The sequence below is a fragment of the Novosphingobium sp. PY1 genome (genome assembly GCF_017312445.1).
Taxonomy (GTDB): Bacteria; Pseudomonadota; Alphaproteobacteria; order Sphingomonadales; family Sphingomonadaceae; genus Novosphingobium.
In genome coordinates, this window is the sequence record NZ_BLTI01000008.1 from 583,544 (window position 1) to 597,529 (window position 13,986).

Consider the following 13,986-nt stretch of genomic DNA (forward strand, 5'->3'; position numbering starts at 1 on the left):
GCGACTTGCCCAGCACTGGCAAAGCGCCGCGCCATGACCGACCAGAATCCCGCGCCTGCGCTCGACAAGACTTTCGACCCCGCCCCGATCGAGGCGAAGTGGTATTCCCACTGGGAAGACAACGGCCTGTTCCGCCCGGAGCGCCCGGACGCGCAGCCGTTCACCATCGTCAATCCGCCGCCGAACGTCACCGGTTCGCTGCACATCGGCCACGCGCTCGACAACACGCTGCAGGACATCGTCATCCGCTACGAGCGCCTGCGCGGCAAGGACGCGCTGTGGGTGGTCGGCACCGACCACGCCGGCATCGCCACGCAGATGGTGGTCGAGCGCCAGATGGAAGCGAAACAGGACAAGCGCACCAACTATTCGCGCGAAGCCTTCGTCGACAAGGTCTGGGATTGGAAGCACGAAAGCGGCGGCACCATCACCCGCCAGCTGCGCCGCCTGGGCTGCTCGATGGACTGGAGCCGCGAGCAGTTCACGATGGACCCGCACTTCACCAGGGCGGTCGTGAAGGTCTTCGTCGATCTCTACAACCAGGGCCTGATCTACCGCGACAAGCGGCTGGTGAACTGGGACCCCAAGCTCAAGACCGCGATCTCCGATCTCGAGGTCGAGACGCGCGAGATGCAGGGCGGTTTCTGGCACTTCAAGTACCCGCTGGCCGACGGCGTGACGCTTGCCAACGGGCAGGACTACATCGAGGTCGCCACCACGCGCCCGGAAACGATGCTGGCCGACATGGCCGTGGCCGTCCATCCCGAGGACGAGCGCTACAAGGCCGTAATCGGCAAGGAGATCCTCCAGCCGATCACCGGCCGCCGCTTCAAGGTGGTGGGCGACGAGCACGCCGATCCGCAGCTGGGCTCGGGCGCGGTGAAGATCACGCCGGGCCATGACTTCAACGACTTCGAAGTCGGCAAGCGCGCCGGAATCAAGCCTGCGGACATGCTCAACATGTTCGATGCCGAAGCCAACGTGGTGCAGACCGCGGATGGCCTGATTCCCGAAAAGTACCTTGGCATGGAGCGCTTCGCTGCGCGCGATGCCGTGGTGGCCGAGATGAAGGAACTGGGCTTCCTCATCCCCCACGTCACCAGGGACAAGGAAGGCAATGAAGTCGAGCACGACGCCGAGCCGCGCACGATCCAGACCCCCTTCGGCGACCGCGGCGGCGTAGTCATCGAACCCTGGCTGACCGACCAGTGGTACGTCGATGCCGAAACGCTGGCCCAGCCCCCGCTCGAGGCAGTGCGTTCGGGCAAGATCGAGATCGTCCCCAAGACCTGGGAAAAGACCTTCTTCAACTGGATGGAGAACATCCAGCCGTGGTGCGTCAGCCGCCAGCTCTGGTGGGGCCACCGGATTCCGGCGTGGTATGCCGAGGACGGCGAAGTCTATGTCGCCGAGACCGAGGAAGAAGCGCAGGCGCTGGCCGGCAACAAGAAGCTGACCCGCGACGAGGACGTCCTCGACACGTGGTTCTCCTCGGCGCTGTGGCCTTTCGCCACGCTGGGCTGGCCGGACGAGGACGCGCCGCTGCTCAAGAAGCACTACCCCAACGACCTGCTCGTTTCCGGCTTCGACATCCTGTTCTTCTGGGATGCGCGCATGGCGATGCAGGGCATCCACTTCATGAAGGAAGTGCCGTGGAAGCGGCTCTACCTGCATGGCCTCGTGCGCGCGGCGGACGGGCAGAAGATGTCCAAGTCCAAGGGCAACGTCGTCGACCCGCTCGGCCTGATCGACAAGTACGGCGCCGACGCGCTGCGCTTCTTCATGTCGGCCATGGAAAGCCAGGGCCGCGACGTGAAGATGGATGAAAAGCGCGTCGAGGGTTACCGCAACTTCGCGACCAAGCTGTGGAACGCGGCCCGCTTCTGCCAGAGCAACGGCATCGGCGCCTCGACCTCGGTGGAAGCCCCGGCGGCCACGACGGCAGTCAACAAGTGGATCATCGGCGAAGTCGTCGAGACCCTGGCCGAACTCGACAAGGCCATGGCCGAGCTGCGCTTCGACGCGGCGGCAAACACCATCTACCACTTCGTCTGGGACCAGTTCTGCGACTGGTACATCGAACTGGTAAAGGGCAACTTCGACGCGGAGACCAAGGCCGTCGCCGGTTGGGTGCTCGACCAGATCCTCGTCATGCTCCACCCCTTCATGCCCTTCGTGACCGAAGAACTGTGGAGCAAGATGGGCGAGCGCGGCGATTACCCGCTGATCACCGCCAAGTGGCCTGCGCCCGGCGCCGCGGTCGACGGCGCCGCCAAGGCCGAGGTCGAGTGGCTGATCGCGCTGATCGGCAACCTGCGCGGCGCCAAGGCCGAACTCGGCATTGCGCCGGGCGCACGCCTGACTGCCTACCTCGCCGATCCGAGCGAAGCGACAAGGGCCATCGTCGGGCGCAACGGCGCGGCGATCGACCGCCTTGCCCGCCTCGATGCGATCCACTTCGAAGCGGCTCCGGCAGGCGCACTGCTGCAAGTCGGCGCCGGCGATGCGATGCTGGCGATCCCGCTGGAAGGCGTGATCGACATCGCGGCGGAAAAGGCCCGCCTCGAAAAGGCACTGGCCGCCTCGCAGAAGGAAGCCAAGTCGCTGGAAGGCCGCCTCTCGAACCCCAAGTTCGTCGAAAAGGCCAAGCCCGAGGCGGTCGAGAAAGCCCGCAGCGACCACGCGCACCACACCGCCGAAGCCGAGCGCCTTGCGGCGGCACTGGCGCGCCTGGGGTAAGCCAGGCGCCTTTGGCCTTCGACAGGCTAAGGGCGGGCGGAGCGAAACGTCTCGCTCCGCCCGCCCTTGCCAGGCCTGTCGACGCACCCGCAACGCACCGGCACCACGCCATCTTCACCATTTCCTACACGGGCCGGGTCTGTCACTGTACCGCCATGCCCGTCCCTCAAAGCCCTTGCAAAACAGGTGTAATCAAGGCGGCCCACAGAGCGGTGCCAATTGCCTCTGGACTGTGTAAACCGTGTAAACCTGTCGGAACCGAAACCCGCCTTCGATGCCCCTGATCCTTGCCACGACCACGCCGGGTGAACCAGAAATCTTCGCTTCGCTGCAGGGCGAAGGTGCGTCGATGGGACGGCCGAGCACTTTCGTGCGGCTCTCGCGCTGCAACCTTGCCTGCCAGTGGTGCGATACGGCCTACACCTGGCGTTTCGAGGGTGACAACCGCCCCCACCGCGACGACACTGCCTTCAAGCGCACGGCGAACCAGCTCTCGCTGGCGGAAGCGGACGTGGCGGCGCAGGTTGCTGCCCTGCCTCCCGACCGGCTCGTGATCACCGGCGGCGAACCGCTGCTGCAGGGTCCGGCGCTGGCCCGCATGATCGGTGAACTGAACGCGCTGCGCCCCGGCATGCATGTCGAGATCGAGACCAACGGCTCGGTTGCGCCCCACGCCGCGCTCGATCCGCTGATTCACCAGTTCAATGTCAGCCCCAAGCTCGCCCACAGCGGCAACACGGCGGACCTCGCGCTGATCCCGCAGCGCCTCGCGGCATGGTCGGCCGATCCACGCGGCTACTTCAAGTTCGTCATTGCCGAGCCGGAAGACCTCGACGAAGTGCTTGCGCTCCAGCAGACTTACGCGATTCCGGGCGAGCGCATCTTCCTAATGCCAGAAGGCCGCTCGAGCGAGGTGGTGCGCCAGCGCTCCGCCTGGCTGGCCGACTTGTGCGTGAGCAGGGGCCTGCGCTTTACCGACCGGCTGCACATCCACCTCTGGGGCGACACGCGGGGAACATGAGCGAAGCGGTATCGATGGAAGCTGAGGCCCTTGCCGAGGGCACTCACGGCAAGACCCAGCGCGGTGACCTGACGCAGGGACCGATCCTGCGCACCCTGCTCCTTTTCTCCATCCCGATGCTGCTGTCGAACGTGCTGCAGACGCTCAACGGCTCGATCAACACGATCTGGGTCGGCCGGCTGTTGGGCGAAAGCGCGCTGGCGGCAACCGCCAACGCCAATATCGTGATGTTCCTCGTAATCGCCGCGACGATCGGACTGGGCATGGCGACGACGGTGCGCGTCGGCCAGCATTTCGGTGCCCGCGACATCGAAGCCCTGCGCGCGACATTCGGCACCGGGCTCGGCCTGTGCGTCGCCCTGTCCGCCGTGACCGGCGCGCTGGGCTGGTACTTCTCGCCCGCCCTGCTCGACGCTCTCGGCACGCCCAAGGCCAGCGTGCACGAGGCCCTCGCCTACTTGCGCGTGATCTTCGTCACCGTGCCGTTCGGGGTGATGTCGATGATCATCTCCATGGCCCTGCGCGGCGCCGGGGATTCCAAGACGCCGCTATACGCCATGATCCTGACGGTCATGCTCGACATCGTGCTCAACCCGCTGCTGATCATGGGCCTGGGGCCCGTGCCCTCGCTGGGGATCGCCGGGTCGGCCATGGCGACGGCCTTCGCCAACTTCTCCGGCACGATATTCCAGATCCGCCAGATCTACCGCAAGGACCTGCCGTTGCGGCTGCGCGGAGCCGAACTGCGTTATGTAATCCCGCGAAGCGAAGAGCTGAAGTACATCGTGACCAAAGGCGTGCCGATGGGCGCGCAGATGCTGCTTTTCTCATCGGCCGGCGTCATCATGATCGGGCTGGTGAACCGCGAGGGGCTCAACGCCGCCGCAGCCTACGGCGCGTCGCTGCAACTTTGGAACTACCTGCAGATGCCCGCATTCGCCGTGGGCTCGGCCGTCAGTGCGATGGTGGCGCAGACGCTGGGAGCCGGCAATCATGCCCGCGTCGGCGCAGTGACCCGCGTCGGCGTGCTGAGCAACCTGGCGATGACCACCACGCTCGCCGCGATCATCGTCCTGGCCGACCATCCGCTGCTTGCCCTGTTCCTGGGCGGGAACAGCCCGGCCATGCCGATTGCCGAACGCATCCAGCTCATCTGCACCTGCGCCTACCTTTTCATGTCGGTGACGATGATCCTGTCGGGCACCATGCGCGCCTACGGCGCCGTCGTGGCGCCGCTGATCATCATGGCCATCGCGCTCTACCCGGCCCGCCTTGGCTTCTATTACGCGCTATACCCGCAGATGGGTGGCGATGCCGTCTGGTGGGCCTTTCCGGTAGGGGGCATCGCCTCGATGCTGCTGACAATCGCCTACTATACGAAGGGCAATTGGCGGCGCGCCTTCGCAAAGGACTAGACTCCCTTCGTTCAGCGACCCTGAGCGCGCCAGCGCTGAACCGTGCGCTGGACCATCTCTTCCTCGCCGCCGGACGTATTCCAGAGCTGGGTGAAGGACGGATCTTCCGAAGCCGGACGCTTGAATTCCTCGAGGTCGTCGAAGGACACGCGGATCGGGATCGAAACGCCCTCGCCGCAGATGATGCACTCGCGGTTGCGCAGCGCCGGTATGGAATCGAGGAAACCGCGCGCACCTTCCGGCATCGCCGCGCGCACGAAAGCCTGGTCACGGTCGTTGTTGAGGCGCATCGAGATGATCGTGCCGCACTGCGACAGCACGCCTTCGGCAAGGTCTGACGGACGCTGTGTGATCAGGCCGAGCGAGATGCCGTACTTGCGGCCCTCCTTGGCGATGCGCGAAAGGATGCGCCCGACCGAGGAACCGTCGGCGTTCTTCTCGTTGGGAACGTAGCGGTGCGCTTCCTCGCACACGAGCAGGATCGGGCGGGTCTTTTCCTCCCGCGACCAGATCGCGAAGTCGAAGACGAGACGGCTCAGCACCGCAACGACCGTCGAAGTGATGTCCGAAGGCACGCCCGAGACGTCGATGATCGAAATCGGCCGCCCGCGCGAAGGCAGGCGGAACAGCGTCGAGATGAAGTCCGCCATCGTATCGCCGACGAGCATGCCGGAGAACATGAACTGGTAACGCGGATCGCCCTTCAGCTCGTCGAGCTTGTTGCGGATGCGCATGTAGGGCGCGCTGGAGTGGCCCTTGTCGAGCTTGCCCATCGCGTTGCTGATGATGTTGCCCAGGTCCGAGAGCAGGTAGGGGATCGGCGAATCGACGGTGATCTTGCCCATCTGCTCGGCGAGCCGGTTCTTCGAACGCGCCTCGAGCAGGCACTTGCCGAGGATTTCGGCGTCGAGCTGGCGGTCGTCGCCGCGCGAAGTCAGCAGGACTTCGCAATGCTCCTCGAAGTTCATCAGCCAGTAGGGCATCTGCAGGTTGGAGACATCGAGGATCACCCCGGTGCTGCGGAACGCCGCGGAATATTCGCCGTGCGGGTCGACCATGATGATATGGCCTTCGGGCGCATGCTCGCAGATCCGGTGCAGGATCAGTGCCGCGCTGGTCGACTTGCCGGTACCGGTTGAACCAAGCAGCGCGAAGTGCTTGCCCAGCATCGCATCGACATAGAGCCCGGCGCGAATGTCTCGGGTCGGATAGACGTTGCCGATCTGGATCGCGCTGCGTCCGTCGCTGGCATAGATCTGCCGCAGGTCCTCGCTGGTCGCGGAATAGACCGGTGCGCCGGGGACCGGGAAGAAGGTAACGCCGCGGCGGAAGCTGTGAATGCGCCCGGTAAGGCGCTCTTCCTCACCCTCGCCCAGGAAATCGGCGTCGGCGGCGATACCGCCGGGGACCGCATTGTCCTGCTTCTGGTTGCGTACGCTGGCAAGCAGCCAGCCATTGCCGACTCGGATCTTGATCTGGCTGCCGACCTGCCCGGACAGAGCGACGGTGGGATCGGGATCTTGAGAAGACAGCGAAAGTTTCTCGAGATCGAACGCGATGCGCGTTCCGGCACCTGCTACTTCCAGGACCACGCCAATCGGCTCAGCCGTGCTCTTGCGCGTCACGGGTTTGAACGACCCATCGACGTTCCGCTCAGCAGGAGTTGCACGCTCAAACTCATCGATACGCATCTGATCCATCAAGCACCTGGAAAGCCGCCAAGGATCTTGGTTTCTAGGTCTGTCGAGTTAATTTCCGGCTAAAATGCACACACGATTGCATCGACGCACAGGGACGCCTCTTGCAGGCGCCAGCCAACCTGGGATCAGATCAGTGCGAACAGGCGGCCTGCAAGCCAGCCCATGCCTACCGAGACGAAGACGGCGAGCAGTCCATAGACGAAGCCGTAGTTATCCGAGAAATTCGCCACGGCGCGCTCGAAGCCAAGCTTGCGCACCTCCACTTCGCTCGAGGCTGAGGCGACCACACGACCCTTCGATATCGCAAACGTTTCAGCGGTATAGGTACCTATCGGCACGCTGGACGGCAGGTCGATGCGCGCCTGATAGAGCACCTGTTCGCTCACCTTCACGCTGCCCTCGCTGTCACGATAGAGGCCGTGCTTCTGGTTCAGTTCCACAAGCCCTGCCGAAAACCGCGACTGCTCTTCCGGATTGATCGCCCCAATGGGTGAAAGCTGCAGCCACTGAAGGCCCAGTTCGTAGATGGCGGCGGTCTTGTCGTCGACGATTTCGGAGATGGGGCGTGTCGAGGCGATCGCATAGTAGGACGGAGCGGAGCGGAATTCGGTACTTGCCGCATTGATCCAGATCCCGGCGACCTTCTGCTTCTCGCGCAGGACGATCGACTGTGTCGGCCCCTTGAGAACAACGACGATGTCATAGTCCTGCGCCGCGCGGGAGCCTTCCGGCGTCAGGATCGCTCCGAAGAGGAGCAGTTCGGTGCCGGTGAAGCCTTGCTGGAGATCGACTTCGTGCTGCGAGACTTCGGGCACGAGGATCGGATCGCGGGCTCCCGTCAGCAGGAACAGCGCCATCAGCGCGCACAGCGACGCCCGCAGGCGCTTCACAGCGGCGCCATCGTGTAGATGTCGTCAGGCCGGTATCCCAGCCCGAGCGCCATGCGCGCCGCAACCACGAGGACGATGATGGCCAGCACGAGGCGCAGTTTCACCGGGCTCGCCTTCTGCGCGAACTGCGCCCCCAGCTGCGCGCCCGTCACCGAACCGAACAACAGCAGCGAGGCGAGGACAATGTCGATCGCGTGGGTCGTGAGGGCGTGCATCATCGTCGTCGCCATCGTCACGAACAGGATCTGGAACAGCGACGTACCGACCACGACATTGGCGCTCATGCCCAGGATGTAGAGCATCGCCGGCACGAGGATGAAGCCGCCGCCGATACCCATGAGCATCGTCAGGATGCCGGTGCCCATGCCAAGCAGGAGCGGCGCAAGCGGCGAAATGTAGAGCCCGGATCGATAGAAGCGCCAGCGCATCGGCAGGCTTGCGACCATCGGGTGGTGGCGCCGCTTCTTCGCCGCCATCGGAACGCCGCTGCGCTCCGCCCTGATCGACTGGATGCTCTCCTTCGCCATCAGGCCGCCGATCGAACCGAGCAGGACAACGTAGAGAATGTTGATGACGGTATCGATCTGACCGAGCTGGGCAAGCAGGTTGAACAGCAGGGCGCCGATCCCGGTGCCGATGATACCGCCCGCGACCATGACTGCGCCCATCTGGTAGTCCACCCCGCCCCGGCGGGTATGCGCGAAGACCCCTGACACGCTCGCACCGGTCACCTGGCTGGCAGCCGATGCCGCGGCGACCGTGGGCGGTATGCCGTAGAATATCATCAGCGGCGTCGTCAGAAATCCGCCGCCCACACCGAAGATCCCCGAAAGGAGGCCGGTGATCGCGCCAAGACCGACGATGATCAGGCCGTTGACCGAGAGATTGGCGATGGGAAGATAGACGTCCATTACTGCTATCTCGCTACCGCAGCGTGGCGGCGGAGAAAAGCAGCGATTCAGAAACCTGCGGAAAGAGTCACGGCTGGACCCGAATCGGGGTTTGCATTGCCCAGGAAACGGAAGCGCCAATCGAATGCAAGGCGCCCGAAGGCTCCCCTTCCCAGCGGCCCCGTTACCGTTGCCGAAGGTCCGAAATCGAGCCGCCCGGCCCCTTCCTGGACGCCGCCCCACATGCCGGCACCCAATCGTGCCTGGAAGCGTCCTGCAGAAAACAGGTCGCGATCAGCACGAATCTGGCCATCGGCGAAAGCCGTCGCGAACTTTCCGCCGACGTAGCCTGCCTGTCCGTAAGCCTCGCCGCGCAGGCCCATTGCAAGTCCAAAGGGTGCCAGTTCCGTCACTGCCATTGCGACAGGCTGGAACCTGCGCGTTCCGGCATCGTCGGTCATCCGCCCTTCGACCGCCCCGACGATCGGAAGGCCCGGAACCGGCCGCGCGGAAATACCCAGAGCCGCTGAAGTCTGCCGCACCGTCCCGAGAGTCGAAGTCGAGCGAAGATAGGCCGTCGGTCGATAAGCGCTGCCCGGGGCAATACGATATCGCAGCACCGCGCCCGACTGGCTTGCCCCGTAAGTCGCCGGCAAAGCTCCCTTGACGAGCGCCACATTTCCGCTTCCGCGTATCAGGGCCCAGGCATCGCCGGACCAGCGCTTGGGCTTAACCGCAGCGCCTGCCTCTCGATCCGGCCCCGCCGGTATCCTGGCCGCGTTCGCGCCCGACCCGACGACGGATGGAGGCGCAGGCTGAGCTGCAAGTTGAACGCCCGGCAAATCGTAGATCCCAACGCGCGGCAGCCGATCGGGACCGAACCCGGCCGCAGCCGGGCCATTTGTCAAATCCGCAAGGTCCCAGATTACAGGAAGCCATGCGGGCGCCGTTCGACCCGGCGCATTGTAGCTCCGCTCCTCCAGCCCCGCCCCGTTCCCGAGGAAGCGCGAATCCGATTGCGGGCTCTGTTCGCGCCCGTCGTGAACCGTGGAAAGGCTGGCTTGTGGCGCGGACTGGGGCCCTGCGGTAGCGTCGAAACGGAGCGGTCCATATTGCCTCACGCCAGCCGGCCCACGCGCACCTTCACTGGCCACGGCTTCCTGGATCAGGGTCGGCGGTTCCCATGTGATGGCGCGACCGCCGATCCAGCCGCCGGCTACCGCGAGCAGCGCAACCAGCGGTTGACCGCGAACCTGGGTTCCTGCGGTCATCGGACGCCTCCAGTCCGGGACGAGACGTGGGCCGGATGAACATCGTGCCGGGTCTTGTCCCAGGTTATCGCCTCCCCGCGCAAGGTCTGGATGTAGCGCGCCAGCGCACGGCGCCCCGCCATGATCGTGATGATGTTGGCAACCGGTATCCGCAGCACGGCGCGCAAGCCTTCGGCCAGGCCATATTCGCGCGCGGTAAACACGAAGCGGACAAGCGCACGCCATAGGAAGCTGGCGAAGCACAACAGAAGCATGGTTCTCAGCGATGACGATATGACCACCTGCGAGTGCCATCCGGCAAGCCGGAACACGCCAAGCACACCTTCCACCAAGAGCAGAATGTAACCCATGCCCAGAACGAGGGCTGTGAGCGGGCCCCGCCTGTCGCGCAGCGCCATCCAGAAATCGGCGAAACCCTGATCCCAGCCAAGCCGGTCCCAGCCCTGAAAGGCGATCCCGTGGATCCAACGCGTCTTCTGGCGAACTGCGTCTTCAAGGCGGGACGGGAAATAAGCGCGGGTGGCAACGAGCTTGCCGTCGGCATCGCGTGCCCGCAGGAAAACCGAACGCCCGCCTTCCCGCCTGACCAGCACGCCCAGTTCATAATCCTCGGTCAGGCACTCCGACGCAAAAGGACCCGGGCCACCCTCCGCATGGCGAAGCCCGGCAATGCGGGCCATGATCTCTCTTGAGAAGCCGCAGGCAACACCTGCCGCCGGGATGGCCGCGCCAAGCGCATTGCGTACGACCAGCGACTTTGCATGGGACTCGGTGAACTCATCCGAGTAGTGCCCGCCAACCCAGGGGGAATTTGGCTGAGGCTCGGGCCAGACCGGCAGTTGCACGAAGTCTGCCTCGGTGAGCGCACCATCGATGACGGCAAGCTCGGCCGGGTGGACCATGTCCTCGGAATCGTGCAAGACTATGCTCTTGAAGCGGTATCCGTACCGCCTCTCATCGTCACATACGGCGATGTAAAGGCGGTTCAGACAATCTGCTTTGGTCGTTGGCCCGGCATTGTGGTGGATAACGACCCTCACACGTGGATCATTTCCGGCACCTGCCATGGCCGCCGAAACCGTGGCTGGATCGTTGCTGTAACAGCCGACATAAAGGATGAATTCAGCTTGCTTCCAGACCGAGAGTGCATGGTGGATTGTATGGCCGATAACCTGCTCTTCCTGCCAGGCGGCAATGAAGACGGCTGCCCTCCCGGCGAGCGGCGCCTCGGCCGCTTCGCGGCTGACGTATCCCGCGCATGCACGGCCGGTCAATCGCAGCCAGATCCAGCACAAGTCGACGGCGACCTCATCGATCGCTCCCAGAAGAAACCAGAAGGCCGCGAACAGAAGAAGTTCCTGTTCCACAAGTTGCAGGACTGCCATCGCAGACCGTATGACTTCAATCGAGTTCAAACCACCCCCATCCGTCCAATACATGCCAGTTCTCTCACGCGAGCATCACGCAAGTATTCGAACGCACCGTTCACCAGAAAGTCTGACTGAAACAGAATTATGAGCCTGAAACGACACTTCGCCAACAATTTGGCGCGCGCTTTCACAAAGTTAATGGGCGGTGAAGCCTCTGCAGGCGTCCTGCTGATCATCGTCGCAGGGCTTGCACTGGTCGCAGCGAACTCGCCGCTGGCGCATGATTACCATTACCTGTTCCATCATGAACTGTCCTGGACGCCGGTCGCCAAGCTCGACAGTCTGCACCTGTGGATCAACGACGCACTGATGGCGATTTTCTTCTTCGTCGTCGGGCTCGAGATCAAGCGCGAGATCCTTGACGGCGAACTGTCGAGCGCATCCAAGCGACGGCTTCCGGTCCTCGCCGCCGCCGCCGGCATGCTCGTCCCTGCCCTCATATATATCGCCACGGCCGGCAGCGGGCAGCCAATGCAGCGTGGCTGGGCCATCCCGGCCGCTACCGACATCGCCTTCGCCGTAGGCGTGCTCGGTTTGCTCGGCAACCGCATCCCGCCCTCGCTTCGCCTGTTCCTGCTGACTGTCGCCATCGTCGACGACCTTGGCGCTGTCGTCATCATTGCGTTGTTCTATACCGCCGAGATCAAGATGATCTGGGGCGTGGGCGCGCTGCTCATGCTAGCCGGCCTGATCCTCGCCAACCGGCGCGGTGTCCACCACTTGTGGGTCTATCTGATACTGGGACTCGGACTGTGGTACTGCGTCCTGAACACGGGCATTCACGCCACGATCGCCGGCGTCGTCATGGCCTTCACCATCCCGCTTAAACCGCTGCATCGAGGCGACAGCATGTTACTGCGGCTCGAGCACGCGCTCGTTCCATGGAACAGTTACGTGATCGTGCCGCTGTTCGGATTCGCCAATGCCGGTGTGGCCTTGAGCGGAATCGGCTTCGACGGGCTGCTTGACCCCGTTCCGCTGGGCGTTGCCCTCGGTCTGTTTCTGGGCAAGCAGATCGGCATCTTCTCGGCGATCGTCGTCTCGGACAAGGTCGGCTTTGCCCCGAGACCGGCCGGCGCCTCATGGGTCCAACTCTGGGGCATGGCGGTGCTGTGCGGGATCGGCTTTACAATGAGCCTGTTTATCGGCGCACTCGCCTTTCCAAGATACCCGCTCCTCATCGAAGAAGCGAAACTGGGTGTTCTTGTCGGTTCGCTCTTCTCCTCTCTGCTGGGGTATGCGATCCTGCGCTTCGCCAAATCGCCGACGCCGAGCGCATCCTGAAATTCCGGTGCCGGCCCGAAGGCGGCCGGCACCGCATTCCGGAATCCTACCAACTACCGACGTTCGGCATGCTCACCCAAGGCTCGGTGGGCTCGAGGCGCCCATCGCCTTGCAGGAGTTCTATCGAGATCCCGTCCGGCGTGCGCACAAATGCCATGTGTCCGTCGCGCGGCGGACGGTTGATCGTAACGCCGGCATCCATGAGCCGCTGGCAGGTTTCGTAGATATCATCGACTGCAAAGGCGAGATGGCCGAAATTTCGTCCTCCGGTGTATTCTTCTCGGGATCCGTCTTCCGCTGGCCAATTGTATGTCAATTCAACCTCAGCTTCCTCCTGACCCGGTGCAGCTAGGTAGATCAGCGTGAAGCGCCCCTGATCGCTGGAGAAGCGGCGGGTCTCCTTCAATCCGATCAGCTCGAAAAAGCGCAGAGTGGCGTCGGGATCGCTGACACGGACCATTGTGTGGAGATATCTGAGCACGAAAAATCCTTCATTTCGTCGATAGAACAGAACGGTTCATCGCAGATAAAGCCGTTCATCGGCATGAATGCAGGCCCAAGAGGGAGACCTGCGATGCCTGATCTTAGCCCAGAAAATGCTAAACGCTCCACCGGGTTCTTCGCCCAGGACACAACGAAACGATGGCTGGCCAGTTCCACCGTTCTGGCGATCGGCATGATCGTCGGCGGCTTCGGTCTGGGCGACGGCCTCAAACGCGCCCAGCATGCAGACAGGTCGGTTACGGTGCGCGGCCTGGCAGAACGGGACGTGACTGCAGACCTCGCAACGTGGACGATCGCCTATTCGGCCAGCGCCGGGAACCTGTCGGAGGCGCAGGGCAGCGTCGATCGCGATACAGCGCAGATCCGCAGCTTCTTTCGCGAACTCGGCTTCCCGGCAGACGCCCTGCAGCCGACTGGCGTCAACGTATCGCAGTACAAGGACAATGGCGTACCGACTTTCACGGTGCGCCAGCGCATGACCTTGCGCAGCACGGACATCAAGCGTGCGCAGGATGCGGTAAGGAAGCAATTCGAGCTGGTTCGCCGCGGCGTGGTGCTCGAGGAAGGTTCAGGCATGTCCTATGCCTTCACCAGGCTTAACGACATCAAACCTGAAATGGTGGCAGAAGCGACCAGGGACGCGCGCGCTGCAGCCGAGCAGTTCGCGAAAGACAGCGGATCGCAGGTCGGCTCCATCAAGAACGCCACCCAGGGTTACTTCTCGATCGATGCCCGCGACGGCGAGACCGGCGGCTATGGCGTCTCTGACACACCTTACAAGAAGGTTCGCGTCGTCACGACCGTCAACTTCTATCTGAAGTGACCTGAAGCAGGCGAAGAAA

11 protein-coding genes are annotated in these 13,986 nt (G+C 63.6%); 5 read left to right on the plus strand and 6 right to left on the minus strand.

Annotated elements, in window-relative coordinates; all coding sequences use genetic code 11:
* Positions 1-33: 33 nt before the first annotated feature.
* The 3 genes from J3474_RS14125 to J3474_RS14135 all read left to right on the plus strand — a co-directional run bounded on the left by J3474_RS14125 (position 34) and on the right by J3474_RS14135 (position 5,175).
* Positions 34-2,739 (plus strand): valine--tRNA ligase, encoded by a 2,706-nt coding sequence (locus tag J3474_RS14125; protein ID WP_207094601.1) that lies wholly within the window; start codon positions 34-36, stop codon positions 2,737-2,739.
* A gap of 274 nt (positions 2,740-3,013) precedes the next feature.
* On the plus strand, positions 3,014-3,760 hold the full coding sequence (locus J3474_RS14130) for a 7-carboxy-7-deazaguanine synthase QueE (protein ID WP_207094602.1): 747 nt from the start codon (positions 3,014-3,016) through the stop codon (positions 3,758-3,760).
* Entirely contained in the window at positions 3,757-5,175 is a 1,419-nt protein-coding gene (locus J3474_RS14135) for an MATE family efflux transporter (RefSeq protein WP_242528411.1), read from the plus strand. The genes J3474_RS14130 and J3474_RS14135 overlap by 4 nt, the downstream gene beginning before the upstream one ends.
* Before the next feature lie 11 nt (positions 5,176-5,186).
* Here the strand turns inward: J3474_RS14135 and J3474_RS14140 are convergent, their stop codons facing one another.
* From J3474_RS14140 to J3474_RS14160, 5 genes are all read right to left on the minus strand, one after another.
* Positions 5,187-6,875 (minus strand): ATP-binding protein, encoded by a 1,689-nt coding sequence (locus tag J3474_RS14140; protein WP_013833085.1) that lies wholly within the window; start codon positions 6,873-6,875, stop codon positions 5,187-5,189.
* 125 nt (positions 6,876-7,000) lie between these two features.
* Complete coding sequence (locus J3474_RS14145; protein WP_207094603.1) at positions 7,001-7,765, minus strand: TIGR02186 family protein; 765 nt, start codon at positions 7,763-7,765, stop codon at positions 7,001-7,003.
* Positions 7,762-8,676: a sulfite exporter TauE/SafE family protein gene (locus tag J3474_RS14150; RefSeq protein WP_013833083.1), complete on the minus strand. Its 915-nt coding sequence runs from the start codon at positions 8,674-8,676 to the stop codon at positions 7,762-7,764. Before J3474_RS14150 ends, J3474_RS14145 begins: the two co-directional genes overlap by 4 nt.
* Positions 8,677-8,723: 47 nt before the next feature.
* Complete coding sequence (locus J3474_RS14155) at positions 8,724-9,926, minus strand: hypothetical protein (protein ID WP_207094604.1); 1,203 nt, start codon at positions 9,924-9,926, stop codon at positions 8,724-8,726.
* Entirely contained in the window at positions 9,923-11,311 is a 1,389-nt protein-coding gene (locus J3474_RS14160) for a glycosyl transferase family protein (RefSeq protein WP_207094605.1), read from the minus strand. The genes J3474_RS14155 and J3474_RS14160 overlap by 4 nt, the downstream gene beginning before the upstream one ends.
* Before the next feature lie 129 nt (positions 11,312-11,440).
* Between J3474_RS14160 and nhaA the strand changes: the two genes are divergently transcribed.
* Positions 11,441-12,640: a Na+/H+ antiporter NhaA gene (gene nhaA, locus J3474_RS14165; RefSeq protein WP_051010044.1), complete on the plus strand. Its 1,200-nt coding sequence runs from the start codon at positions 11,441-11,443 to the stop codon at positions 12,638-12,640.
* Positions 12,641-12,686: 46 nt separating this feature from the next.
* Here the strand turns inward: nhaA and J3474_RS14170 are convergent, their stop codons facing one another.
* Positions 12,687-13,121 (minus strand): VOC family protein, encoded by a 435-nt coding sequence (locus J3474_RS14170; protein WP_013833079.1) that lies wholly within the window; start codon positions 13,119-13,121, stop codon positions 12,687-12,689.
* 195 nt (positions 13,122-13,316) lie between these two features.
* Between J3474_RS14170 and J3474_RS14175 the strand changes: the two genes are divergently transcribed.
* Entirely contained in the window at positions 13,317-13,967 is a 651-nt protein-coding gene (locus tag J3474_RS14175) for an SIMPL domain-containing protein (RefSeq protein WP_148275107.1), read from the plus strand.
* The last annotated feature ends 19 nt before the right edge of the window (positions 13,968-13,986 follow it).